Below are 26710 nucleotides of genomic sequence, written 5' to 3' on the forward strand. Positions count from 1 at the left end.
CGGTGCTCAATGCCTGCAATCTTGTGCAGTTACACCGGTTGTAAGCCATGCTGATAAATCTTATTCAGAAGCTCTCGATTGCTCGGCATCGACGCCAGTAGCTGTTTAATTTGCATCGAGTTTTTGGCGAACCATTTGTTCGCATTGGCATGGCTCGCTGCGGTCAGAGGATGTGGCGATTGAGTTTGGAAGCCCATGCCATACATCACATATTGATAACTGGCGGCAGGAAACACTTCTTGCAGGCGGTCAAAATCACTGTGCCATGGCGGCTGGTGTTGCCAAAGGGTGAGCATTTCCTGCAAGTGATCGGGGATGCTGCCGCTTGCTCGGTTGTCAATCCAGAATTGGCTGTCGGTGCGCTGCGACAATAGATAATGCAACTTGAGAAAATCGATGATCCGTTGCCAACGGTAATCAAAACTTTCGTTGTAGCGCTTGGCCACAACATCCATGCTGCTGCGAGTCGCCGGCAACTGCTCGGCAATAGTGTTAGCGGCGATTTCAATGAGCATCAGCGCTGATGCTTCGAGTGGCTCCAAAAAGCCTGCAGCCATGCCAACCGCTACGCAATTATTGACCCAGAATTTAGCTCGATGACCAGGGTTAATCTCAATGGTCCGTACCGATAACGACTCAGCATCTGAATAGCTCGGTTTGATGTAATCAATCAACTCTTGATGGGCTTGCTGCTCGCTAATATGAGCAGAGGAAAAAACATGGCCAACGCCGCGACGCGATGGCAGGCCAATATCCCATACCCAACCTGCACTTTGCGCTGTTGAGATAGTGTGGGAAGCAATCGGACTTTGCTCATTTGGGTATGGCACATGGGTCGCCAACGCGCGATCGGCAAACAATACATCGCGGCAGGACACAAACGGCACCTGATAATGCTGGCCTAACAACAACGATTTAAAGCCGGTGCAATCAATAAATAAGTGGCCAGCAAGCTGACCATGATTAGCGGTCTGCAAAGCGGTAATGTCACCGTTGGTGGCAGCGTCAATGCCAGTGACATGATCAAGAATATGGCGAACACCCAATTGCTCAACACAGTGCTTACGGACAAAGTCGGCAAACGCGCCAGCATCAAGGTGATAGGCATAGTTGGCCAGCGCATCGTATTCGGCAGTGGTAATCAATTTCGGCGCAAGGCCCTGCTCACACAAGGCTTGCTGATAACAAACGGAGTCGGAAAATGACTTGTGTTGATGCTGTTCGAGCCAGTTCAAAACTAAATTACTGTTGTCGAAGTCTTGCGGCAAAACCAGCGGATGGTAGTAATAGTCATCGGCGGTACCAGTGGTCCAGCGGGCAAATTTCGCCCCCTGCTTGAAGGACACCTGGCACCGGCGAATAAAATCGGTCTCGCGGATCCCCATATTTTTGAGGGTCCGGCGCATCGTCGGCCAAGTGCCCTCGCCAACACCTATGGTGGCAACGTCCGGTGATTCGATCAGGGTGACTTGAATGGCACTGCCATGTTGTTTGCAAATGTGCGCCGCTAAAGTGCCAGCGGTGATCCAACCGGCACTGCCGCCGCCAACAATGACAATCGATGTTACTGCCTGACTCATTTAGCTACTCCTTCAAACAATAACTCAGAGCCCACCTGTATATTCCTTGGCAAACTCTGGTGTTGTTTCACTAATGCCCAGCCACAAACGGCTGGGCCATTAGTGTTACCACTTGGCGCGAACACCAACCGTGTAGCGCGGGCCATACTGCTCGGCAGTCAACAATTGCTCTTCGAATCGAGCGTGGCGACGCACGGTCTCATTGAGCAAGTTGATACCGTCGGCAAATACCGAGAAGGTGTCGTTGATGTCGTAGCTAATGCTGGCATCCAACTGACCATAGGATTCAGTGTAAGTTGGCTCATTACCTAGCGCTTGTAAGAAGTCATCGCGCCAGTTATAAGCTAACCGCACTTGCAAGCTATCGTTTTCATAGAAGCCCACTAAGTTGGCTGAGTCACTCAAGCCGGTCAGCGCCACTGTGGTGTCAAAGTCAAAGCGATTGAAACTCTCATCGCTATCAACAATGGTGTAGTTCGCCACAGTACCGAAGCCAGTTTCGCCAAACATGTACTGCACATTGAATTCCCAGCCATCAATCTCATTGTTTTGTAGATTTGATGGCGTCGAGACTTCCCAAATAATCACTGGATCATCCGGCTGGCTCAAACAGTTTGGATTTGGCGTGGCCGATGCGTCAGGACAACCTGGACGCGGATTGACACTCGGATTGGTCAGTGCATTACCGTTGACATCAGCGATGGTGCGGTTTTCAACACCGGCGCCAATAAAGTTCTCAACAAACTTTTTGAAGTAACCGACCGACGCATAACTGCCATCATCGCCGTACCACTCCAATGAGAAGTCGAAGTTGTCCGAGGTGATTGGCAGCAAGCTTGGGTTACCTTGCGAAGCCAGATAAGGGCCATCAGGTCGCGCATCGGTGGTGGTGCCAGGGAACATGGCACTAATATCGGCGCGAGAAATGGTCCGGCTGTAAGAGAAGCGGGTGACGATGTCGTCGGTGACATCCAATTGGAAGTCAACATTCGGCAAGATCCGAGTGTAATCACCTGACAGCTTTTGCGGCGTGGCATCATCGGCAAACACTTCGCGCAATTCTTCTGGGTGGTTGTAGTTCATCGCGATAATACCGGGCTGAATCGAATATGCATCGACGTCGGTATCTTCATAACGCACCCCTGCGTTAATACGCACAGGCAACTCGTTGAACTCGGTTTCGATATCAACCGAAAGGTACGCAGCTAAGGTGTCTTCTTCCATCCCATTGGAGGTGATATTTGGCTCCTGATAAACGCCCTCCGCTTCAACAATATCGACAAAATCGTGAACATTGTATTTTGGAATGTACGGGAACAAATCTTTGTAACCCGAAAACTCATCCATCGTGTCACCGGCGTCGACAAACTTCAGATCTAGGTCATCAAGCGGCACGTTGACGAAGGCAAAGACCTCACTCAAATAGGTATCTACTTCGTATTTGGTTTTGTGGATACCAAAGGTGATCTTGTTGAGATCGCCGGAGCCATCATTGAACCAAGTGCCCGACAAATGCACTTGTTGGATGTTGTTTTCCATTTCATAGCCGCGCTGCTGATACAAATCAGAAACGATATTGGCTTTGTCGTATGCACCACCTGGCAGCGATGAATCATCAACAATAATGGCAGGAATATCACCAACAAAATCAGCGCCGATAAGATCCACTGAGCCTGGCGGGTTTTTCAAGTTGGCTAGGGTTTCGGCAGTATCACCATCTGGGTTTGAATGCGATTCTGAATCGTGGAAATCCAACTCAAAGCTGAGTTTGTCACTGTAGTCCCACTGCAAATTCAAGCCTAACGAATCATTTTCTTTCTCTTCGTAGAACTCCCAAGCCCAGAAGTTCAACTCGTCATTGGGGTTACGCGGCATCACCAAGGTGCCATTGGCATCAGTGGCACCGCTAGGGTCATCAAACCAAAACGATGAGCGGTTTGTTAAACTGGTCTCCTCAAAGCGAGAAATGGTGTAATCAGCAGTGGCCGTCAATGAATCAATTGGCGAGTATTGCAATACCAGTTGGGCATTGGTGCGCTCGCGCTCGGTATCATAATGCTCCGATGTTGCCGTCCACGCGGTCCAAAATGCCTGCTCTGGATTTTTGCTGGTATCAATGGCACTGGTGTCGATCTTGTCGCGGTTACCACGGTTGCGGACCCAACCCTCGGTACCAGCACGGTCACGATGGCTATGGCGTTCAGAATACGAAGCTGACAGCAACACCCCAAGTTTACCGTCGAGGAAGGTATTGCTGATCATGCCAGACACTTCCGGCGTCAAATCATCGCCTTCTTCAACGCTGGTATCGTGAATGGCCTTGGCGCTAGCAAACGCCTTAAATCCGTCGTAGTCAAACGGCTTGGCAGTTTGAATATCAATGGTGGCACCAATACCACCAGAGCTGACGTATGCTTTACCGGTTTTATGTACTTCTACACCTGAAACCGTCTCTGATGCGATTTCACGAAAGTTAAAGCTACGCGAGATGCCCGCCGACTGCAGCACCGACGAGTTCGGCATTTGCCGTCCATTCAAGGTCACCAAGTTAAAGTTCGGGCCAAAACCGCGAACAGTAACCTGATTACCTTCGTTATTATCGCGATCAATTGAAACACCGGAAATACGCTGCAAAGACTCTGCAAGGTTGGTGTCGGGGAACTTACCGATGTCTTCGGCGGTAATTGCGTCAACCACACCAAACGATGAACGTTTAACGTCAGCCGACTTAGTTAATGAACCTCTAATGCCAGATACTTGGATTACTTCAACCTCTCCATTCTGGTCTTGCTCTGCTTGTCCTTCAGCTGCGTGAGCTGTAGCTACTGATCCGGTGGCCATCAGTATCGCCATATAAACAGAATTTAATTTAAATCTGTTGTTTATCATTATCGCTGCCCTTAGTGCATTAGATTTATAAGTTAGATAAACAAGCTCAGGACTGACGATTCCCCCCAGACTCGATCCCCGAACTTGCCCGCTGAACATATGCGACATTGACATTTCCGCAACAAAGAAACCGGTTTTCTGTTAACAATCTACGATTTTTTGTTTGTTAAATATTCAATTTCATGGCTCAGTTCGAAGTTTTAAGTTTGTATTGATCTAGGTCAAGTGAGGTAATGATGAAACGACGAACTAGTTAACAATTAAAATGATACCGTAAACAAATAGGCATCCAGATTAGTTTCTCTAATCTATCGTTAGGGTGACTATTTGAATGGTGTATTGAGGAACGTATATTGCCCAGCAAGCGCAGACAAAGACGATGATTTTATTGCGGCTCAGGCATTGTCTCGGCGCGATTATCAGTGTCGTCATTTGCATCGCTGTCGGAAGCCTCATCGGTCTGCTTGGGCGATAGATCAAGTGGTGCTGGTGGTTGCGGCTTGTCTTTACTGGCAAACAAATTTTGCAGGGTCACAAGGGTATTCCCCAAGGTCGCGTACCAAGCTCGTTCCGAGTTGTAGAGGTTGGTCGCTTTCGGGATCCACTCGCGCCAATTGCTTTGTTGGCCCGACGGAGCACGGACTAAATGTTCAGATGGTGCCGCAATGACAGCGATGTCGTGACGCGCAAACAGCCGCACAGCCCGTTTCATATGGGTCGCTGAGGTCACCAATACAGGCGGGTTTGGACCGAGTAATTTCTTCACTGCAATGGCTTCAGTTTCAGTGTCGCGAGCTACCGGGCTGATGACAATGGCGTCTTTTGGCACCCCCAGAGCAATCAACAAATTGGCTCCTAACTCGGCGTTACTGAGCTGTCCAAAGCGAGTCTTACCACCGGATAAAATCAGCTTAGCATTGGGGTGAAAGCGCCATATCCGCATCGCTTCGATTAGACGAATAGATGAACATGGATGAAGTTGTGAGCTAACCGGTAGCTGCGGATCTTCAATGCCATAGCAGCCAAGGACAATGATTTGTTCGACAGGACGATCAAGTCGGGCGCTATAGGCTGGATACATCCCCTCGTATTTCAGCAACCATGACGAGGATATTGGATAGACACTGAGAGCGCCAAGTACCAACCAAGCAAAACTCAATGGCCAGCGGACCCAACGCGATGCACCAGAAAACCAAGCAGCGAGCAAAGCCAGAGTCATCAGCAAAAATGCAAATGGCATTGGCGATACTAAGGTCGCTACCAGTTTCTTAATGACAAAAAAGTCCATGGCTTATCCTACAAACTACGATTGCCAAGCAATCCTCTACCTGAATCCTACAACTCATTGTCTTGCATTGGAATATAATCAGGCAGTTGAGTCATCCGCTGCAGCCATCTGACAATGGCCGGATAGCCTGATAAGTCAAAACCACCCTCTGCTGCAACATGGGTATAACCATACAAGCTGATATCAGCAATAGTAGCGCAAGGGCCAACCAAAAAATCTGATTGCATCAATTGCTGCTCCATCACATGCAGTGCTTTGTGGCCTCCCTCCTGCTTGCTCTCATACTCAGCTCTGCGTTCATCTGGCAACCCCAAATAAACCGCGATGTATCTGGCGACGGCAATGTATGGCTCATGACTGTATTGCTCGAAGAATTGCCACTGCAACACTTTGGCCCGCAGCCATGGCTCCTCCGGCAACCATGATGTTCCTTGGGCCAAATAATTCAAAATCGCGTTTGATTCAGATAGGGTTTCGCCGCTAGCCAACTGCAATAACGGGATCTTGCCGTTTGGGTTTAGTTGCTTAAATTCTGGCTGCTGACACTCCCCGCCAAGTATATCGACATGGTGCCACTGGTGGGGACGTTTCAGAAAAGACAGTAGCAGTTTAATTTTGTAGCAATTGCCTGACGCAATATCACCGTAAACAATCATTGATTCTCTCCCTGTTTTCTTTCTATGCCGCCGAGCCATCTGGCTAGTGGCGGTGATGACGACCTGAACAGATAAAAGTGACAGAAATCCTACAACAATTGCAATACTGTTTGATTTTTGAGCTAGGCTGAATTTGTGAGTCACAATCATGGAGGATTTACTCATGCTAAAAAGCCACACTCTGACACTAATTGGCTGCGCTTTACTGCCAGCTCCGGCATTACTTGCTGGACAACACCCACAACCACCACTAATGCTTGCCAGCGAATACCAAGAGCATATTCAACTGGGAAATTATCTAGTTAGCGAAAAGTTCGATGGCATTCGCGCCTTCTGGGATGGCCAGCACTTGCTCACTCGTTCGGGCAATCTCATCAACGCGCCAGACTGGTTTACTCAAGGTTTTCCAAAAATCCCTTTAGATGGCGAGTTGTGGTTTGGCTATGGCCAATTCAGCCAGTTAACTGCGCTACTAAACAGCGCGACAACACAACAAGCTCAATGGCGAAATGTCCTATTCATGGTGTTCGATTTACCAACAATTCGAGCACCGTTCGATATGAGGTATGGTCAGTTGGGCAACTTGCTGGAGCAACTCGATCATCCGCAGCTGCAAAGGGTCGAGCAGCAAACTCTGAGCACTGATAATGATGTTCGCCACGCTCTAGCTAAAGTCCTTCAACGTGGCGGGGAGGGATTGATGTTTCGCCATCGCAATAGTCTTTACGAACCTAAACGAAGCATGCAGCTACTCAAATTGAAACCATGGCAAGATGCCGAAGCGGAAGTCATTGGCCATCGCCCGGGACAAGGAAAGTACTCGGGACAACTGGGCGCTTTGGTGGTTCGGGCAGCTAGTGGCCAAATATTTAAAATCGGCACCGGATTTAGCGACCAAGAGCGACGGCAGCCCCCTTCTGTCGGCACCACCATTACTTACCGCTACAGTGGCTTCACTAATAGCGGTAAGCCTCGATTCGCCAGTTACATGCGGCCTCGGCTGCCTGAATAAGCAACCTATAATAGGTTATTAAGGGCGGCAATTTTGCCGCCATATCTGGCGTTTTGCTCTCGGGTTGTACTCAATTCTTGAGCCTTTTCTAACGCCACTAAAGCATCCTCATACTCGCCCAGAGCCAACAATACCCTGGCCTTGCCAAAGTAAAAATTATGAATGTAATCAGCCCGCCGAATGGCTTTGTTGTAGTGGCTTAGGGCATCATTATAAGAACCTTCTGAAAAGTACTCCTCGGCTTCTCGAGCCAAAACAAAAGGGCTTTCTAGCTTGATCTGATCAAGCCGAAGTGACATCAGTAACGCTTCATAATCTCGATTTTCGGCGCGGTAGAAGAATGCTAAATTGTTCAGTAATACCGGATCCATGGCATCGAGTTGCATGCCAATGTTATAAGCCTGCTCCGCCAACTCTACTTCTCCCATCCGGCGCAACACGATACCTATCAGAGAATAGCTCTTCGATTTTTGCGGAGCATTCCGAAGCGCATGGTAAGAGAAACTGTACGCAAGGTCTAAATCATTGGCCGCCAGCGATTCGGCCGCTCGATTGTGATAAAACGAGCCGACAATATCATCTTTAGTCAGCTCATAACGCTTGGCATAGCGGTATAGATCATTCTCAGTAAAGTCGACAATAAAGCCACTTGGACCCCATACCTGATCCATATTATGAGGACTTCGAACGTAGACATTGATGTGATCGCCCAACGTTTCGAAGCTATCATGCATCTCCCAGAAAAACGGCACATCCGGCTCTAAAAAGTAAGCTTTCAAGCCCAAATGCTCAGCAAATGAGTGAGTCAGAATAGCCAACGACAAGCAATTGCCCGCTCGTTCTTCAAACGCCTGAGCAGCGGTGAAGGTGGTTTTATTGTCATAATCCACTTGAAAACCACTGGGCTTGACCATCCAGCGGCGAAATGACGACATCAAGCGGTCTTTATCTGAACGGTCGATGGCGAACTTTTTGTTGAGCAGTAACTCTGCTTCTCTCGATAGGGCAAAAATCTGCTTGCGAGACGGGATATCCTGCCCCACTTGATGACTGGGAGTGGGTAAGTTGAGCTGACTAAGCTGAACAACCGGCGCTTGCGTTTCAGTTGAACTACAAGCAGCTAGACTTAACAGAGCAATTAGCGAGATGAAGAGCCTATTCATGGTTTAATACCTTTGCCATAGACAGGCTTTAGTATAGAAAAGCAGCAAATAAATGGGTTTTCTCCGCTTCACAATTTTGCCACAAAGCAGCGCAACCGATATTAAGAGGTAACCATGAGAATTTTGGTCGACACCCACGCTCACACGATAGCCAGCACTCATGCTTACAGTACCGTTCACGATTACCTGATCGTTGCCAAAGAGCGCGGTTTACAGGGTTTTACCATTACCGACCACGGAGTGGCTATGCCCGATAGCCCGCACATCTATCATTTCGTCAACATGAAAATATTTCCACGCAGTGTTGATGGCATAACTATCTTCCGCGGAATGGAAGCAAACATCCTCGACAGTAATGGCCGTCTAGACGTGCCCGACGCGCTCCACGATAAACTCGATCTGGTGATCGCGAGTTTTCATGAACCAGTCATCAAACCAACCAGTAAAAGTGATCACACTCAAGCACTAATCGGTGCCATTGAATCTGGCAAATGCCAGATCATTGGTCATCCCGGCAACCCCAATTTTCCATTCGATTATCAAGCCGTGATTGAAGCCGCGATACAACACAACGTAGCGATTGAAATTAATAACAGCTCGTTTTTGGAATCTCGCCACGGCAGCGAACCTAACTGCATGGGCATTTTGCAGGTGGTAAAGGAGCTAGGCGGTTTGGTCAGTGTCGGTAGCGATAGCCATATCAGCTATCAACTTGGTGAATTCAGCAAAAGCTTAGAAGCAATCGATAAAGTGGGATTGGCGTCGACGCAAATCATCAATCGCGATTTGGCAAGCTTCAAAGCATTTCTCGCTTTGCACAACAAATCGGTGGTGTCTCAGTTGCCCTAAAGATTGCGCTGATGATTACGCCAGCGCTGCGGTGACAGGCCAACATGCTTTTTAAAACAATGAGAAAAGCTTAATCCATCTTCATAACCCAATGATTGAGCGATTTGCTTGACCGATAGTTGCGAGTGAATCAGCAAATCCTGGCCACGCTGAATACGCATGCGGGTAATAAATTGCATCGGGCTGGCACCAAGGTGCTGTCGAACTAAACGATAAAACTGTGGCTCCGACAAGAACATACGTTGTGCCAACTCGGCGACGGTCCAAGGGAAATGGAGCTGGCGGCCAACTTCGTCGAATAATCGTTGAAGTCTGATTTGCTGCCGTGGCAATTCACTGTTGCGATCAAGAATACGATCCAGAAAGTTCAGCAGCACTTTTGCCAGTAAATCGAGTTGTTGGATATCTGCCGGACGCTTCAACTCTGCCGCAAGAAGCGACAGGGTTTGATTGAACTGTTCGCCCTGCCCGGAAATAGGCTCAACTCGGCTTTGTTGTTGATGAAGAAATTGCCAACGCTCATCATCAGCTAGCAAAAACCAGCAACATTGCCATTGTTCATGTTGTTCTAGCACAAACAAGTGGGGTGCGCGTGCAGGCAATACCATAATGCTATCGCGTTCGATCTGACAATGCCCATCTCGGGTTTGCAGCAGTCCACCACCAGCCAGAGTAAACAGCACTGTATGATAGTCAGGTACAGCACGACCAATGCGATAACTGGTTTTCAACAATGATTGCCCGGCGAGGGTCACGCCGGCGTTCTTCAGTTCCGGTACATCCAAGGTCGCAACAAATCGCTCCTCACAATCAGGATGCAAATGGAAGATATCGCGCCATTCCATCAATCACCTCGATGATAGTTTTAAACATACCAATGATAACTCTGAACCTACTCAACTTCACGCTTCGCCCTATACTTCGCCCCTATTACTCGGCTGGTCATTTTGTCACCAAGAATAATCACAGCCTTATTATTCGCTATTTCTCATACGCTGTTTGATGTGGAGGACAAATAATGCAGTTACCAAACGCCCTCAAAACCAGCTTTGCTTTAGCCTGGCCAATATCGATCCAACAAGTACTAATGACAGTATTGGGAATGGTCGATGTGATGATGGTGGGCCATTTGGGCAATGCTGCTGTTGCTGCGGTGGGATTAGGTAACCGAATTCAATTTGTCATCATTGTTATTTTTGCTGGCCTTGGCACGGCCCTGAGCATTTTGGTCGCGCAGTACTGGGGAGCAAAGAATATTCGAGGGATCCGCAATTCGGTGCTGCTCGCCACCATTTGTGGGTCTGCATTATTGGCTCCGGTAGTGGTTTGGCTTTGGCTACAGGCAGAAGTGGTAGTGGCTTGGGGCTCTCCCGATCAGGAAGTGATTGCGTTAGGCGCAAATTACTTGCGGCTAACCTTAATCGCGCTGATTTGTAGCTTATTCTTGATCATTTTTGAAGCTGCGATGCGCAGTGTCGGCGAAGTCAAAACCCCATTAGCAATCAGTACCGCAGCAATTGCTCTCAACATTGTGCTCAATGCTGTGTTTATCTTTGGTTGGGGCCCGATTCCGGCGATGGGGGTTGCTGGCGCTGCGATAGCGACATCTGTAGCTCGCTCGCTGCACGTCTCCATGTTACTTGGCTTTATGCTGTGGCGGCGTCACGTGACGCTGCCAAGATTGGAGAACTTGGCCGTCACCAATTCACTCATTGCTTGGCGTCGCTACTTGCTATTGAGCCTGCCAATGATGGTGAACTTTGGTATTTGGTCCTGTGGCACCTTCGTTTATGTCATGTTGTATGGCCGGGTCAGTACCGAGGCGTTGGCTATTGCCAGCATGTTGACGCCAATTGAAGGGGCAATGCTAGCTCTGTTCTTTGGCATGTCATCTGCCAGCGCCATTTTGGTTGGGCAGAAACTGGGCGCCAACGATCATCAGCAAGCTTGGACATTGGCTCGTGGTTTTGCGCTCTACAATCCCGCGGTCGCAATGTTGGTAGGTATCGTGCTGGCACTCAACTATCAATATGTGCTCGCTCCCTACGCAGCCTTGGGTGAAGAAACACTGCGCCTAGCGAGTCAGATATTGTTGATGATGGCATTATTAAGCTGGTTGAAGGTCACCAACATGACCTTGTCGATGGGCATTTTGCGTACCGGCGGACAAAACCGTTACTGCTTGCTATCAGATACATTTGGCATGTGGTGCGTTGGCATCCCAATGACTTGGTTAGCAGTCGAAATGCAGTGGCCCTTCATCTGGGTTTACTTCATGGTTTACTGTGAAGAAATCGTCAAAGCGATACTGTTTTTTCGCAAGTTATTCAGCCGCACTTGGATGCATACCATCGCAGCTGCTGAACATTAATACCATCGAGCCCTAGCTCGGCGTGCTGGCAATTTGTGCCAGCCCCCTCAGTTACCTCTTGGAGTCTGCTCTTTACAGGTAAACCGCGTCGTCATTCAACCCACATTCAGGGAACACTTGTAAGCTCAATGGAAAATAAGTAGGCTTGCGGCGGACTATGGCCGCATCAACAAAAGACTGTTCTATGACTCGATATCACTTAGTGGAGCTCTTACGCGAAAGGATTTCGCAAAGTGGTAACAACGAAGCAATGCGCTACGAGGCCAATGGCGGCTGGCGCTCTATTAGCTGGCAACAATTCGGCGAGCAAGTACAAGTGTTCGCTCAAGCTTTAATCAGCAGCGGTCACCAAGTCGGCGATAAGGTCGGCATTTTTTCCCGCAATATGCCAGAGTGGACAATTGCCGACTACGGTATTCTCTCCGCACGCGGTGTGGTTGTCCCCATTTATCCGACCAATACCCTGGCGCAAACGCGCTACATCATCCAAGACGCCAATATCGATATCCTTTGCGTCGGCGAGCAAGGCCAATACGATTTAGCTCTCGAACTGTTGAACAATGGCGATATTCAGCAAATCATCGTGTTTGATGACAGTGTTGATCTAAAAGGCTGCACCAATGCGGTTTATTCCAGCTATTTCGTCGCTGCCGATAGCAACGCCCATAGTGAACTGCTCAATCGCTCGGAACAGTTCGATATGACGGATCTGGTAACCTTAATTTATACCTCGGGTACTACCGGCGAACCGAAAGGCGTCATGCTCGATTTCGCTAACTTTGCGGCGGCAATGAAAGTGCACGATGAGCGTCTCGAACTGAACGAATCCGATGTGTCATTGTGCATGCTGCCATTGTCCCACGTGTATGAGCGCGGCTGGACTTACTTTGCCTTGTTCAAAGGAGCCACCAACGTTTACTTACGCGATCCAAGCCGAGTGATGGATGTGATTGAGCAAGTAAAACCCTCGGTCATGTGCGCGGTCCCTCGCCTTTATGAAAAAGCTTACGCCACTATCCACGCCAAAGTGGCTCAAGCGCCTAAATTGCGCCAGCAAATCTTTAGCTGGGCGAGCAAGATCGCTTTAGCTCGCTTGCGCCGAAGCCAAAGTGGCTTGGCTTCGAATTGGTGGATTGAACAACAGTACAAACTGGCCGATCGACTAGTGTTTACCAAACTAAGAGCTCGTTTTGGCGGTAATTGTCGCTTCTTCCCGGTTGGCGGGGCGGGGCTAGATAAGGATGTCCATCAGTTCTTTCTCGCTGCCGGCATACACTTGAAATTGGGCTATGGCATGACTGAGACTACAGCGACAGTCAGCTGCTTCAATGATCAAGACTTTACCCTTGGCACGGTTGGCACACCAATGCCTGGTATCGAGCTTAAACAGGGCCCTAACAATGAAATCTGGGTCAAAGGCGATACCGTCATGCGAGGTTATTACAACAAGCCTTCAGCAACGGCTGAAGTATTGACAGCAGATGGCTGGTTGAAGACCGGAGATGCTGGCTACATCAATGATCATGGCGACCTAGTGTTCACCGAACGCTTGAAAGAATTGATGAAGACATCTAACGGCAAGTATGTGGCGCCGCAGTTAGTTGAGGGAACGCTTGGCAAAGATCGCTTGATTGAACAAATTGCGATTGTTGCCGATGCCCGTAACTTTGTTTCTGCCCTCATTGTGCCCTGCTTCGAAACCTTAGAAGAGCACGCCAAAGCACTCAATTTGGCTTACAAAGAGCGCTTAGAATTAGTCAAGCATCCGCAAATCGTCGCTATGTTCAATGAGCGCTTAGAAGCCCTGCAAAAAAGCCTTGCACGCTACGAACAAGTAAAACGATTTACCTTGCTCACCAAGCCATTTTCAATGGAACTGGGAGAAATTACACCAACGCTGAAGCTGCGCCGAAAAGTCATTTATTCACGTTATCAAAACGAAATCGAGGCAATGTACAGCGCCGTAAGCTAACCTTCCCCCCGTTACTGGCATTTCAAACGCTCTGTTGAAGCTCTTGATTTTGAGCTATTATCGGGGCGTTTTTTATGCCACCGGGGCCAGCCTTTGTTACTTTCCCACAAACATCAATTTTTATTTATCCACATTGCTAAAACCGGTGGTACCAGCGTCCGCTCCGCGCTTGCCAAATATCGATGGGGACACCGTTACTCCTTGCCTCAATGGCTAGCTAGCCGCCTCAGCGGCTTGACCGGTCATCACATCGGCGCCAAATTTCCTCGTCATTGCAAAGCCGTTGCCGCCAAAGAAATGCTACCGGGAGAGTATTTCAATGGCCTCTACAAATTCTGTGTGGTGCGCAACCCTTTCGATTTACAAGTGAGCTCGTTCTACCACATCAAAAAAGAGCATCCACAGATCTTCAAACGCTACAACATCAGTAACTTCTCCGAGTTCCTCAGCGTGCGGCTGGACCCAGAACGCCCTTTTGAGGAGCTACTGCATGCACCGCTGCAATCTGACTATGTGGTTGACCTCCATGGTAAGGTCATTGTTGATAAAATTTGCCGCTTCGAACAACTACAGCATGATTTTGATGAAGCGTGCGATGCCATCGGCATTCCACGACTCGCACTACCGCACAAACGCAAAGCAAGTAGCCGCAGTGGCTACCAGCAATATTATTCAGATCAAGACATCAAGCTCGTAGAGCAGCATTACCAACGAGACTTAGAAATACTGGGTTATCAGTTTTAACTTAACCGCCGATTGCAACGAACAAAGCCAGAGATAACGGAATGCCCAAGCCCCATATCGCAGTTGCCTGCTGTGCCGATGAAAACTATGTCATCGGTCTGACCATGGCTATGGTTTCTTGTTTTGCTCAGGCGAGTGGCCATTATCACTACAAACTCTATGTCATCGATTGCGGGTTAGCCGCATCTTCAATCACTGCTCTCGAACAAAAGCTAGCTCATACTGCCTTACTCAATGGCGCCAGTTATGAACTAGCTGTGATCAAGCCACCTACTGATACCATCGCCAGCTTGCCCGAACATCTGGGCTCGTGGATCACCTATGCACGGTTCTTATTGGCCGACATGATCGACGAATCCCATGTCGTCTATCTCGATTCTGACATCCTGTGTTTACGAGGGGTTGAGGATTTCATTGTTCATCAAACTGGTGCAGAGGCGATTGTCGGGGTCCGAGATCCAATTGGCACAATCAAGCATGACTGTCCCTGCCCAGAGCAGTTACAGCTGCCTGATGATCCCTATTTAAATGCTGGCCTGCTGTTATTGAATTTAGATTGGATGCGATGCAATTTACCATTAACCAAGGTACTGCAATGGGTCTCAGATATCGGCCTTGAGCACCTCACCCACGCCGACCAAACCATCATCAATATGGTCTGCCAAGGCCACAAAACTGTGATAGAAAAGAGTAATAATTGGGTGTTAGAAACAGTCAATGCCAGCCAACTAGCTGGCGCTCTACCCAAAGTGAATATTCACTATATCAACCGACCTAAGCCTTGGCAGCCGCACCAAAGCGAGCCGAGAAAGTACTTAGCTAATAAGCTGTTTATTGAAGCGGCAAACCACTATCAGATCGCAGAACTTGCTGCCATTGAAATCAACCCAAAAGCCTGGCGCAAAGCGAAACGCAAGGCCCTTTTTTATCGTTTGTTCAACCCTAAGCGAGCCATCGTCTACCAAGCCATCGTCGCTGCCGTTGACTACGCCAGCACTGCTGAGCGGCTGCTTTCTAAACAAGACTTATACAGCAACATGCAACAACCATAGGACGTATCATGGTCACTCAAAATGGCAACAGTAATCTGGTGGTGCAATCTCTCTGGATTGGCAATCAACTATCCGTTCTCGAACAATTGACTATTTGTTCATATCTCGCCAATGGTCACCAGTTCCACTTGTACACCTATGGACCAGTGAAAGGTATTCCGGAAGGCACAACAATCCTAGATGCCAATCAAATATTACCAGAGCAAAGTATTTTCAAAGCCAACGGCGGCAGTCTGGCCATTTTTGCCGACTGGTTTCGTTGGGAATTGCTCTCCCAGCAAGGCGGCACTTGGGTAGATATGGATTTGGTGTGCATTAAACCGTTCGACTTTACCGAGGACGTGGTTTTTGGCAGTCAAAAAATGGCTGAGTTAAACGTCGCCATGCTGAAATTTCCGGCCGGTCACCGAGTCTGTCAGTTTATGGCGCAGGCTTGCCGCCAGCCCACAGCGCCCTGGCCAAATGACAAAACCAAGCATAAGATTCAGCGCTTTTTCCGCAAAGCGCTGCCGCGTTCAGCGCAATTTGGATCAAGAGGAAGTATTGGTGGTCCGAAAGGCTTTACCCAAGCAGCAAAACACTTTGGCGTTATGGATCAGGCTAAGCCCTACACTTACTTCTACCCCGTCCACGCCACCAATTGTGATGCTATTTTCGACCGCACTTTTGCCAACGACCGACTATTCAGCAACACCTATGCATTGCATTTGTGGAATGAATATTTAGCCGCCAAGAAGATCGACAAGAATCACCAGTTCCCGCCAGATTCATTGATTGAGCAGTTGAAGCGTCAATACCTCTAGCAATCAATCGAAGCTGTAGCCAAGAATATCGATGTCACGCTTAAAGTGTTTAGCAACCAGTTCCGCGGTCTCGTCGGTATAGTAATCGTGGTAGGTTTTCCGATCGGTTGCTTTGCGCTTATGAGGTAGCTCGATAGTCGGCAATTTTAACTTGTCACAGACGCTATTGAAGTCCTGCTGCAAATTTTCGTAGTGACCGATAAAGTCAACAATGACGTTACCGTGCAAATCGACCAAGTAATCAGTTTGTAGCTCGATAGAAGTATCAATGTGGTACTGATATGGGCGCTCTGGATCAAATTTCCATTTTAAAAACGTTTCAAAATCATCTTTTCCAGCCATCACCTTAGGACGTTCGCGTTTGATGTGGTGGAACGAACTAACTTGTAAATCCCAAGGGTTGCGCACAAACACGAACTTATACAATTGCTCAAAGTAGTCGCCGGGCAGCATTTCCTTGGCTGCAATGACCTTTGAGTGACGCGGAAACTTAGAGCCAATGTGGTGCCCCGTCATTTGGCTCAACTTGCTACAAACAAACTGCGGCAAGCTATATTTGTGACCCCAGCGATACTTGGACAGAGCGGTGCGCACGCTGGTACCGCCAGTTTTGGCGATATGAACAAACAAAAAATTGTGCTTGTGAGATAACAACATCTGGAGTCTTTATTTTAATCTGCCGTTGGGCCAGCTCTTTTCCTTCTCTGAGCTGCCGACACGGGTTAATTCAAGCAATTTCGCTTCCTTAAGAAATGCATACATAGCTTCTACAACGGCATGGATAAAGCCTCGCCATCCTGACAAGAACATGCGTCGTAAAAAGTAACTTTTGGCAAAAATCACTGGCATCACCAATAGCAACTTGAGCCAACGACTGCGCTTACCACCGGCATATTTTTCTGCCGCTCGGAGGCTTGAATACTTGTTTTGCTTGCCAAGCAGCTTGGCCACCGAATCGTAGCCGTAGTGGTGAATACAGCCCTTTATCTTCGCCACACGACCTGTCACCTTGACATTTTCGTGTACCGATTTGTGCAATGGAAACTCAATGCGATCCTTTTTGTACACGCGGACGATTGATCGTTTATGAGACTTTGGATGCATCGCACTACCCATGAAAAAGTCTTCAAAACGAACCCGAATGGCATCACATTGATCATCAGCAACCAAGGCAAGGATCTCGCCGAGCACAGCTGCCGGCACAACCTCATCCCCATCGAGGTTAAAACACCACTGATTGCGGCATAACTGCATCGCGAAATGTTTCTGCTTGGCGTAACCAAGCCAGTCCTGATGAACCACGGTTGCACCAAGAGCTTTAGCTGCTTCGACTGTGCCATCGGTAGAACCAGAATCGACGACAATAATCTCATCAAGATGCTGAACACTGCGAATCGCTTGCTCGATATGCTCAATTTCATTCAGCGTGATGATAAAGACACTAACAGCTGGAGCTGTCGACGAACTGTTCATGGATGGGGTTCAAGCTCCTTGATAGCTTGGCATATCCATGCCAAGCGACACGCAACTGCCTTGACGATTAACTTCGTTTCAGGCTCGCCACTAGTTTGGGCTGATTATAGCGCCAGTTCAACCACAATGGCTGAGTCGGCCATTGTAATCAATGACGCGAGGAAATGAAAATTAGGTGGGTTAGCAAGCATGCTCAGTGGCTCGGCCATTAAGCATGCAGGAGCCAATTAGCGAGTCGTTCGAGGGCGAGCTTTGTTAACGACCAAATTGCGACCAGCCAATGGCTGACCATTCAATGCTTCGATGGCTGATTGTGCTTGGCCATCATCCGGCATATCAACAAAACCAAAGCCTTTTGAGCGATTTGTTTCTCGGTCCATGACAATGTTCGCCGAGCTGACCACGCCAAACGGTGCAAATGCTTCATTTAACCCCTCGTCAGTCAATTTGTACGACAGGTTGCCTACATAAAGTCTCATCGGAAAATCTCTTTCAATTCAATCAGCAATCAAGGCTGAAAACCAATACCTGCCGTCAAGCACTTGTCCTTCTGGCACCTTTGGCCAGCATAGCGGCTGTATATGGCAAAACCATGACGAATTGGTTCCAATAGTTTTTGACTCGTTAGGCAAACCACCTGACTAAGCGTTTACTGTCATTGCGATGATTCTAACTATGAGCCTATGAGTTGTCTTCGGAAGGCTCTTCGGTACCATCTGGATCAACAAAATAGGTGCCCCAGCCATCGTAATAAACGCCCCATTTTTCTGCGTTTTCCAGCATGGTTTTACATTCATCATCAAGTACTGCCAAATCTAGAGGCTGCTCGTTGACAACATCAAAACTAAACAGGTTGTTGCCATCTTCATCTTCCACTTGCTCGGCATCAGTGACCTCATAACCGGCTTTAAATGCAGCGACAGCAGCGGCTTCTAATAGATTAAAATCCTCAGCTGAAAAATGATGCTCCAACACATAAAGGCCATCTGGGTCACTACCGTCATCAAGTAATGCTTGTCGTATTTCGCGATTAAATTGTTGGAGTGATTCGAGTTCTTGATCCATGTTGTTCCTTAGAATTTAACTGTTAGCGCGCTGCCGCAGTGCCTGCTCGGTCAGTTCGGCAATTGTAGCAGCCATTTTTTGATGAAGCTCATCGGCAACGATACGGACATCATCAGCCTCGTTTAACTGTATCGGCGGCAGAATTCGGACCGGCACAACACCATTACTAAAGCGCTTTAAGTCAACCAGTTGAGATGTATCGGCGACGCAAATTGGCACCAGCGGCACCTTGGCTAACTTGGCGAGCCGAAATGCACCGGTTTTAAAAGGTAGTAATCCCCGGCCATAACTTCGAGTCCCCTCTGGAAACATCCATACCTTGCGCTGTTTAAGATCGATTTCGGTCGCGGCTTGGCGCAGCGTATCATTGGCTTTCCCTGAGTTACGGCGGTCAATCAATATGTTACCGCTGAGCCAAAAAAACAAGCCAAAGACAGGCAACCAAATCAAACTTTTTTTGCCAATGGTGGCTGCATTTTGCGGAAACGGTGCCGGACAAATTACCAGGTCAAGGGTGCTCTGGTGATTGCAGATTAACACGCAGGGGCCAAGCTTGTTGATGTGCTCGCGGCCGTTTACTTGCACCTTAAACCCAAGCAATGGTGCAACCCAGCCGAAAGGCCGAGAAACCCAATACACCGCATTTTTATGAAATGGTCGAAACAAACAAAGTATGAGCAAAGGCACTGCCATGAGCAGTAAAAAGCCAACACTGACAACAACTCGGAGGGGATATAGCATGGACAATGCCTTTCATACTTATGTCGCGGCAGTATAGCCGCTTTCATTAGGCAGTCCATTGCTTGAAACAGTTATTTACTAGAGATCGCCGCCATAGTGATTTGACGGCCCAAAACTAGGTCTGACGTTTGACTGCCTACCAGTTAGCGAGGCAGCCAATCGCTCCAGAGCACGAGTCTAGGAATCGCTATCCGGCTCAATAACCTCGGGCGTTTCTGGTTGCTCAACCAGAATTTCTTCAACACGTTGCAGGCCCCGAGGAAGTTTGTTACCGCGACGTCCACGATCACCTTTGTAATGCTCGAGATCCGCTGGCTTCAAGGTTAATTTGCGCTTACCAGCCTTCAACACCACAGAGAGGCCCGGCGGTACTAAGGCAATCTGTTTGACGTATTCTTCGCGGCTTTGCACTCGGGCTGGCGGCACCTGGATAATTTTGTTGCCTTTGCCTTTTCCAAGCTCAGGCAGTTGATCAATCGGGAATACCAACATCCGTCCTTCGGTGGTGACGGTCACCACTAAGGCATCATCTGCAGGCACAGGTTTTGGCTCCAGCACTTTAGCGCCGGCAGGTTTGTTCAGCAGCGCTTTACCAGCCTTCTGACGACTGAGCATGGCGTCAAACTTACAGACAAAGCCATAGCCAGCGTCCGAGCTGATCAGGTACTTCTGCTCATCGCTGCTCATCAACACATATTCAAGGTTTTCTCCGGCAACCAGACTAAAGCGGCCGGTCATTGGCTCACCTTGGGAGCGCGCTGACGGCAAGGTGTGAGCATCGGTCGAGAATGTTCGCCCCGAGGAGTCCATAAACACCACCGGCTGATTACTCCGGCCTTCAGCACTGTCTTGATATTGATCGCCGGCTTTGTAGCTAAGATTTTCTGCATCAATATGGTGGCCCTTGGCCGCTCGCGCCCAGCCCTTTTCTGACAACACCACAGTAATTGCTTCGGATGGCAGCAGATCTTTTTCGGTTAGCGCTTTGGCTTCGCTACGCTCGACAATCGGACTACGGCGATCATCACCATACTTCTCAGAGTCAGCTTGTAATTCCTTTTTCATCAAGGTTTTCAAACGACGATCCGACGACAATAACTGTTCAAGTTTGAGCCGCTCAGCATCCAGTTCTGACTGCTCACCGCGGATTTTCATTTCTTCAAGTTTCGCCAAGTGGCGCAACTTCAGTTCCAGAATCGCTTCTGCCTGACGCTCAGAAATACCAAAACGGGCAATCAAAGCGGCTTTCGGATCATCCTCAGTGCGAATGATGTGAATGACTTCGTCAATATTGAGGAATGCCACCAACAAGCCTTCAAGCACATGCAAACGGTCAAGCACTTTGTCGAGGCGGTACTGCAGACGTCGAACAATCGTGTCTTTGCGATACACCAACCATTCGTTAAGCAGTTTGTTGAGCGGTTTCACCTGAGGTCGACCGTCAAGGCCAAGCATGTTGACATTGACCCGGTAAGTTTTCTCCAGATCGGTCGAAGCAAACAGGTGCTGCATTAGTTGCTCGCAATCCACCCGATTTGAGCGCGGTACAATGACGAGGCGAGTTGGGTTTTCATGATCGGACTCGTCACGCAGATCAGCCACCATACTGAGCTTTTTGGCCTGCATCTGGCCAGCAATTTGCTCCAGAATTTTGGCCCCGGAGGCTTGATGAGGCAATGCCGAAATCACAATATCGCCATCTTCGCGCTTCCACACCGCACGCATTCGAATGCTGCCTCGACCTTTCTCGTACATGGCAAGCAAATCTTTTTTCGGGGTGATGATTTCCGCTTCAGTCGGATAATCTGGACCGAGCACAAAGTCCATCAGCTCTTCGACTGTCGATTTGGGATTATCGAGTAAATGAATACAGGCTGAGACCAATTCGCGCACATTATGCGGAGGAATGTCAGTGGCCATACCAACAGCGATACCGGTGACACCATTAAGCAAAATATGAGGTAAGCGCGCAGGCAATACCGATGGCTCTTTCATGGTGCCATCGAAATTCGGGATCCAATCAACGGTCCCCTGTCCCAACTCGCTCAGTAACACTTCACTAAAGCGGGTCAGCTTGGACTCGGTGTAACGCATAGCGGCAAATGATTTCGGATCATCCGGCGCGCCCCAGTTACCTTGGCCATCAACCAGCGGGTAGCGATAGGAAAACGGCTGAGCCATCAACACCATGGCTTCATAACAAGCACTGTCGCCGTGGGGATGGTATTTACCCAACACGTCACCGACGGTACGAGCCGATTTTTTGTATTTCGCTACTGCCGATAGGCCAAGTTCAGACATGGCGTAGACAATGCGTCGTTGAACCGGCTTCAAGCCATCACCGATGTGCGGCAGGGCCCGATCCATAATCACGTACATCGAATAGTTCAAGTACGCTTGCTCGGTGAAGCTATGCAGTGGAAGTCGTTCGATTCCTTCCAGACTTAAGTCAGCTGCGTCATCAGTCATAGTAATTCTGTCGTTAGCGTGTTGTTATTCTGTTAGTCGATACTGGCCAAATTGCCTTTGGTTTCCAGCCATTCTTTGCGGTCGCCGGAGCGCTTCTTGGCCAACAGCATATCCATCAGCTCTTCGGTATGCTGCAGCTCATCAATGGTTAGCTGGACTAGGCGGCGCGTATTTGGATCCATCGTAGTTTCGCGCAACTGCAGTGGATTCATTTCACCCAAGCCTTTGAATCGTTGGACGTTTACTTTGCCTTTTTTCTTTTCGGCAGCAATGCGGTCGAGGATTCCCTCGCGCTCTGCTTCGTCCAAGGCGTAGTAAACGTCTTTGCCAATGTCGATGCGATAAAGCGGCGGCATCGCGACATAAACATGTCCTTCCTGCACTAACGTGCGGAAATGGCGCATGAATAATGCGCACAGCAGAGTGGCAATGTGTAGGCCATCGGAATCGGCATCGGCGAGGATACAGATCTTTCCGTAGCGCAGGCCACTTAGGTCAGAAGAGTTAGGGTCAATCCCCAACGCAATCGCAATGTCGTGAACTTCCTGCGAAGCAAGAATTTGTTCTGATTCCACTTCCCAAGTATTGAGGATCTTACCTCGCAGCGGCATGATCGCCTGAAAATCTCGATCGCGCGCTTGTTTAGCAGAGCCGCCTGCCGAGTCACCTTCCACCAAAAATAGTTCGCCACGCATCGGATCATCACTAGAGCAATCCGTCAGCTTGCCGGGCAGCGCAGGCCCAGACGTTACTTTCTTGCGAACCACTTTGGCCCGCGAGCGCATCCGCTTTTGCGCATTGGAAATGCACATTTCCGCCAACGCTTCAGCAAAATCGACATGTTCATTGAGCCACAAGCTAAAGGCATCTTTCACCACACCGGAGACAAATGCTGCCGATTGGCGCGACGATAACCGTTCTTTTGTCTGACCAGCAAATTGCGGATCTTGCATCTTCACCGATAGGATGTAACTGCAGCGCAGCCAGATGTCATCCGGTGTCAGTTTCACTCCGCGCGGCAAAATATTGCGGAATTCACAAAACTCTCGCATCGCTTCAAGCAAGCCGTTTCGGAATCCATTGACGTGAGTACCACCTTGAGCGGTAGGAATGAGGTTGACATAGCTTTCTTGTGGACCATCGCCACCTTCGGGTAGCCAAACCACGGCCCAGTCAACGGCTTCATTATTGGCTGCCAGATTGCCGGTGAACGGCGTATCCGGCAACATTTCGAATTCTTTGACGGAGTCGACCAGATAGTCCTTCAAGCCATCTTGATAACACCACTCATGCTTTTCATCTTTACTCTTGTTGTGATACTTGACCTGTAAGCCAGGACATAGTACAGCTTTGGCTTTGAGCAGGTGTCGCAAGCGAGAATCAGAGAAATTGGCCGAGTCAAAATAGCGGGCATCAGGCCAGAACCGCACACGAGTACCGGTATTTCGTTTGCCAACTGTGCCAGTAACGGTGAGCTCTTGAACTTTTTCACCGTTCTCAAAGACAATCTCGTGCACTTGGCCGTCACGCTTAACGACCACTTCCAGCCTCTTGGTCAGAGCATTGACCACCGAGATGCCAACCCCGTGCAAACCACCCGAAAACTGGTAGTTTTTGTTAGAGAACTTACCACCAGCATGCAGTTTGCTGAGAATTAGCTCAATGCCCGAGACCCCATGTTCCGGGTGAATATCAACCGGCATGCCGCGACCATCATCAATAACCTCCAATGACTGATCGTCATGAAGGATAACTTCCACTTTGGTGGCATGGCCAGCAAGTGCTTCATCGACACTGTTGTCGATCACTTCCTGCCCAAGGTGATTGGGTCGAGTAGTTTCGGTGTACATACCAGGACGGCGCTTCACCGGATCTAAACCGCTGAGCACCTCAATGGCATCGGACGTATATTGCTCTGACATAAGACGGGTCGTTAATTTTAGGTTGCCTAATAGTTCAAAAAGGGCGCTGGGATGTCAACTATGCTGGCGCTCTATGGCCGGAGTACTTGAGCTAGGCCAGCAGAAATTTCAACATCTTGGGTAAATCTTCAGCAAAATGCTGGTAGCTGTGATCGCCTCCGGAACGAATGCGACAATCACAACGCTGGAAATATTGCTCTGCTTGGCGATAATCAAGCACCTCATCGCCAGTCTCAAGCCAAAGCTGCAGCAATTGGTCACTTTTAACATCGCGCTCAATGGCCTTAAGCTGCGCCATGTGACGTTGCCCCAAATCAATGGTATTGCCAGTGTATGGGTTAGTTTGCGGCCCTAGATAATTTTGCAACAGCTCATATGGCGCCACCGCCGGATTAATCAACACCGCCGGGACATCAAACTGTTCGGCCAAATAGTGGGCATAAAAGCCACCCAGAGATGAGCCAATCAGAGCTACCTGAGAGTCAACGAGCGCTTGTTCTACTTGACTGTTGAGTTGCCGAATAGCGGCATCAGGCTCATCAGCCAGCCGCGGCCTTACGTACCGAACTTGCGGCATATGCTGACTTAGGTATTGCTCGGTCAAGTGTGCTTTATGGGATTGCTCCGAGCTCATAAAGCCATGAATATAAAACAGAGTTTGTTGCAATTAATAACCCTGCGCGCGCAAGTTGGGAACAAATGCGTCAGATGCTAAACGCTTCAGCTCCGTCGCTAACGAGCCATCTTGGGCCAACATCAGATAGCGATAACCAGGTGGCCGCTTATCGAGCGCAAATTGCTCTGAACGCGGTTTAAACTGGATACACGTTGATGGTGTTGCAATCAAATGCAAGTGATCACGAGTTTGCTGCCAATCCTGATGGACATGACCCCATACCACACCTCGAGCGTTATCCGCTTGTGCTAGCAATGACAATAATGCTTCACCGTTTTTCATCCGATGCTGATCAAGCCAACGGCAACCCATTGGCACCGGGTTGTGATGAACAAACACCAAAGTGAAATGGTTGGGGTTATCGCTCAGCGCCTGGGCAACAAATTCAAGCTGAGACTGCGCCAGTTCGCCAAAGGTAAAACCGCGAACCTGAGAATTGAGCATCAACAGTTGCCAGTGGTCAGTAAGGACTCGATCAACGCTAGACAGCGGTTCTGCACCAAGTAAATCAGGCATGATCAAACCGTCATCATGATTACCGGGTAACCACACCACAGGTTTGCCAAAAACCGCGATTTCTTCAGCGAACGCCTGATAAGAGGCGGGACTATCATCTTGCGAAATATCACCGGTCACGACGACCAAATCAAACAACTGGTTGTCAGACTTAATGCTTGCCAGAACCGCAAGAAAACTGTCGCGAGTATTTACTCCGAGTAAGTCTTTCGCTGGATCGCCGAACAAATGAGTATCTGTGATTTGAAGGATTCGTAGCGTCCCAGTTTCCGACTCAGCTAATGTCAGAAAATCCTGATTATTCAATTTATTACCAATTTATCAATTTTTTATGTAATTCGTTATTTGAGCCGACACCGTGGTCTAAACAAAATTCAATCCATTCGGCAAGAAACTGATTAAGCTGCATTTTTTCGTCACGCTGATGCATGCGAATATTCGGATAATCATAGCTTGCCCGAACACTGCAGATCTGCTGACAACTTAACACTTCTGCCATCCTCGCATCATGGTACAACCGCACCTGCATGGTCGGAGCCAAATACTTCGGCATCCCCTGCCGACTTTGGGTTAACCGAATAGTCGTGGTGTATGGCGCTTCATCTTCAATATCCAGTCCAAGGGTTTCGCCGGCTTGACTAAACGTCATGGTGGCTTCGCCTGCGAGTCCATTGATCAGCCGGGTCAAGCTCGCATAATTACGCGCACAACATGCATGCAGCTCCGAGATATTTGGAACATAGCGTTTATTGTTTAGTTGTCGCTGAGCTTGGTTTCCAGCCATTGTTGTCGAATACGTTGATGATTCATTGCTAGCCATTGTAACCCGATAATGCTGGCAGCATTGTCAATTTTTCCCGAATCAAGCAGTTTTAACGCCTCTTCAATTGAATAAACATGGACACGAATATCTTCATGCTCTGTTGCCAGACCATGTAAGCCGCCCGCCCCGCTGCTATCAACTTGACCGATAAACAGGCTGATTCGTTCGCTGCAGCCTCCCGGACTTGGCAGATAACTGCAAATCAGTTCCACCTGTTCAACATTCAGCCCAGCTTCCTCAACAGCTTCACGGCGAGCAACATCTTCCGCCGATTCGCCTTCTTCGATGATCCCGGCTACCAATTCAAGTAACCAAGGATAGTCCGAGGTTTCGACCGCACCGAGACGAAATTGTTCAACCATAACCACCTGATCCAAAACAGGATCATAGGGTAAAAGTACAGCAGCGTGACCTCGCTCAAGCATTTCACGTTCAATGACAGGGGTCCAACCACCAGCAAACAGCCGGTGTTTTAACTGATACTTACTTAAACGAAAGAATCCTTGGTAAGCAGCTTCCGTTGCAACGATCTCAACATCACTAACACTCAAGCCTGAACCTGACTGTGAGATTTCATTTTTTTTGCTCATCAACTGCTCCTTGAACTTGTTAACCGTTTGTAACCGTCTATGCTACCAACAGAATT

At 48.7% G+C, this 26710-nt stretch carries 24 protein-coding genes; 7 read left to right on the forward strand and 17 right to left on the reverse strand.

Annotation, left to right across the window (positions count from 1 at the left end):
• Positions 1 to 29 precede the first annotated feature (29 nt).
• From CBE68_RS10650 to CBE68_RS10665, 4 genes are all read right to left on the reverse strand, one after another.
• Positions 30 to 1580: a tryptophan halogenase family protein gene (locus tag CBE68_RS10650; RefSeq protein WP_087506073.1), complete on the reverse strand. Its 1551-nt coding sequence runs from the start codon at positions 1578 to 1580 to the stop codon at positions 30 to 32.
• Between the two features lie 105 nt (positions 1581 to 1685).
• Entirely contained in the window at positions 1686 to 4469 is a 2784-nt protein-coding gene (locus tag CBE68_RS10655) for a TonB-dependent receptor (protein ID WP_087506074.1), read from the reverse strand.
• A gap of 385 nt (positions 4470 to 4854) precedes the next feature.
• Positions 4855 to 5757, reverse strand: a complete 903-nt coding sequence (locus tag CBE68_RS10660) for an ElyC/SanA/YdcF family protein (RefSeq protein WP_087506075.1) — start codon at positions 5755 to 5757, stop codon at positions 4855 to 4857.
• Positions 5758 to 5804: 47 nt separating this feature from the next.
• Positions 5805 to 6413, reverse strand: a complete 609-nt coding sequence (locus CBE68_RS10665) for a glutathione S-transferase family protein (RefSeq protein WP_087506122.1) — start codon at positions 6411 to 6413, stop codon at positions 5805 to 5807.
• A 163-nt stretch (positions 6414 to 6576) separates the two neighbouring features.
• On the opposite strand from CBE68_RS10665, the gene CBE68_RS10670 reads away from it, so the two are divergent.
• Entirely contained in the window at positions 6577 to 7425 is an 849-nt protein-coding gene (locus CBE68_RS10670) for a DNA ligase (RefSeq protein WP_158100573.1), read from the forward strand.
• Between the two features lie 5 nt (positions 7426 to 7430).
• On the opposite strand, the gene CBE68_RS10675 is transcribed toward CBE68_RS10670, so the two are convergent.
• Positions 7431 to 8588, reverse strand: a complete 1158-nt coding sequence (locus CBE68_RS10675; protein ID WP_087506077.1) for a tetratricopeptide repeat protein — start codon at positions 8586 to 8588, stop codon at positions 7431 to 7433.
• 114 nt (positions 8589 to 8702) lie between these two features.
• Here CBE68_RS10675 and CBE68_RS10680 point away from each other — a divergent pair, with 114 nt between their 5' ends.
• Positions 8703 to 9437: a phosphatase gene (locus tag CBE68_RS10680; protein WP_087506078.1), complete on the forward strand. Its 735-nt coding sequence runs from the start codon at positions 8703 to 8705 to the stop codon at positions 9435 to 9437.
• Here the strand turns inward: CBE68_RS10680 and CBE68_RS10685 are convergent.
• Entirely contained in the window at positions 9434 to 10282 is an 849-nt protein-coding gene (locus tag CBE68_RS10685; RefSeq protein ID WP_087506079.1) for a helix-turn-helix domain-containing protein, read from the reverse strand. The two genes, CBE68_RS10680 and CBE68_RS10685, sit on opposite strands and share 4 nt — an antisense overlap.
• A gap of 173 nt (positions 10283 to 10455) precedes the next feature.
• Between CBE68_RS10685 and CBE68_RS10690 the strand changes: the two genes are divergently transcribed.
• The 5 genes from CBE68_RS10690 (at position 10456) to CBE68_RS10710 (ending at position 16379) form a co-directional block, all read left to right on the forward strand.
• Entirely contained in the window at positions 10456 to 11808 is a 1353-nt protein-coding gene (locus CBE68_RS10690; protein WP_087506080.1) for an MATE family efflux transporter, read from the forward strand.
• A 184-nt stretch (positions 11809 to 11992) separates the two neighbouring features.
• Positions 11993 to 13780: an AMP-dependent synthetase/ligase gene (locus CBE68_RS10695; RefSeq protein ID WP_087506081.1), complete on the forward strand. Its 1788-nt coding sequence runs from the start codon at positions 11993 to 11995 to the stop codon at positions 13778 to 13780.
• A gap of 93 nt (positions 13781 to 13873) precedes the next feature.
• Positions 13874 to 14524 carry a sulfotransferase family 2 domain-containing protein gene (locus CBE68_RS10700; protein WP_087506082.1) on the forward strand — a complete coding sequence of 217 codons (651 nt, stop codon included), beginning with the start codon at positions 13874 to 13876 and terminating at the stop codon, positions 14522 to 14524.
• A 41-nt stretch (positions 14525 to 14565) separates the two neighbouring features.
• Positions 14566 to 15576, forward strand: coding sequence for a glycosyltransferase family 8 protein (locus tag CBE68_RS10705; RefSeq protein ID WP_087506083.1), 1011 nt, complete (start codon positions 14566 to 14568; stop codon positions 15574 to 15576).
• Positions 15577 to 15584: 8 nt separating this feature from the next.
• A complete protein-coding gene (locus CBE68_RS10710) occupies positions 15585 to 16379 on the forward strand; it encodes a hypothetical protein (RefSeq protein WP_087506084.1) in 795 nt (264 codons plus the stop codon).
• A gap of 3 nt (positions 16380 to 16382) precedes the next feature.
• Here the strand turns inward: CBE68_RS10710 and CBE68_RS10715 are convergent, their stop codons facing one another.
• From CBE68_RS10715 to nudF, 11 genes are all read right to left on the reverse strand, one after another.
• Positions 16383 to 17036 (reverse strand): sulfotransferase family 2 domain-containing protein, encoded by a 654-nt coding sequence (locus CBE68_RS10715; RefSeq protein WP_087506085.1) that lies wholly within the window; start codon positions 17034 to 17036, stop codon positions 16383 to 16385.
• Positions 17037 to 17045: 9 nt separating this feature from the next.
• Positions 17046 to 17852 carry a glycosyltransferase family 2 protein gene (locus tag CBE68_RS10720; protein WP_087506086.1) on the reverse strand — a complete coding sequence of 269 codons (807 nt, stop codon included), beginning with the start codon at positions 17850 to 17852 and terminating at the stop codon, positions 17046 to 17048.
• Positions 17853 to 18079: 227 nt separating this feature from the next.
• Positions 18080 to 18331, reverse strand: a complete 252-nt coding sequence (locus CBE68_RS10725; RefSeq protein ID WP_087506087.1) for an RNA recognition motif domain-containing protein — start codon at positions 18329 to 18331, stop codon at positions 18080 to 18082.
• A gap of 202 nt (positions 18332 to 18533) precedes the next feature.
• Positions 18534 to 18917, reverse strand: coding sequence for a ribonuclease E inhibitor RraB (gene rraB, locus CBE68_RS10730; protein WP_087506088.1), 384 nt, complete (start codon positions 18915 to 18917; stop codon positions 18534 to 18536).
• A gap of 15 nt (positions 18918 to 18932) precedes the next feature.
• Positions 18933 to 19658 (reverse strand): 1-acylglycerol-3-phosphate O-acyltransferase, encoded by a 726-nt coding sequence (locus CBE68_RS10735; protein WP_087506089.1) that lies wholly within the window; start codon positions 19656 to 19658, stop codon positions 18933 to 18935.
• A 177-nt stretch (positions 19659 to 19835) separates the two neighbouring features.
• On the reverse strand, positions 19836 to 22127 hold the full coding sequence (gene parC / locus CBE68_RS10740; RefSeq protein ID WP_087506090.1) for a DNA topoisomerase IV subunit A: 2292 nt from the start codon (positions 22125 to 22127) through the stop codon (positions 19836 to 19838).
• Between the two features lie 32 nt (positions 22128 to 22159).
• Positions 22160 to 24049 (reverse strand): DNA topoisomerase IV subunit B, encoded by a 1890-nt coding sequence (parE, locus tag CBE68_RS10745; protein WP_087506091.1) that lies wholly within the window; start codon positions 24047 to 24049, stop codon positions 22160 to 22162.
• Positions 24050 to 24140: 91 nt separating this feature from the next.
• The gene (locus CBE68_RS10750) at positions 24141 to 24716 is read right to left on the reverse strand and encodes a YqiA/YcfP family alpha/beta fold hydrolase (RefSeq protein ID WP_087506092.1); all 576 of its coding nucleotides are present in this window, start codon (positions 24714 to 24716) and stop codon (positions 24141 to 24143) included.
• Positions 24717 to 25547: a 3',5'-cyclic-AMP phosphodiesterase gene (cpdA, locus tag CBE68_RS10755; RefSeq protein ID WP_158100574.1), complete on the reverse strand. Its 831-nt coding sequence runs from the start codon at positions 25545 to 25547 to the stop codon at positions 24717 to 24719.
• A gap of 4 nt (positions 25548 to 25551) precedes the next feature.
• Complete coding sequence (locus CBE68_RS10760) at positions 25552 to 26061, reverse strand: DUF1249 domain-containing protein (protein ID WP_087506094.1); 510 nt, start codon at positions 26059 to 26061, stop codon at positions 25552 to 25554.
• On the reverse strand, positions 25995 to 26654 hold the full coding sequence (nudF, locus tag CBE68_RS10765; RefSeq protein WP_087506095.1) for an ADP-ribose diphosphatase: 660 nt from the start codon (positions 26652 to 26654) through the stop codon (positions 25995 to 25997). The genes CBE68_RS10760 and nudF overlap by 67 nt, the downstream gene beginning before the upstream one ends.
• Positions 26655 to 26710 lie beyond the last annotated feature (56 nt).

Source organism: Neiella marina, from assembly GCF_002165625.1.
GTDB lineage: Bacteria > Pseudomonadota > Gammaproteobacteria > Enterobacterales > Neiellaceae > Neiella > Neiella marina.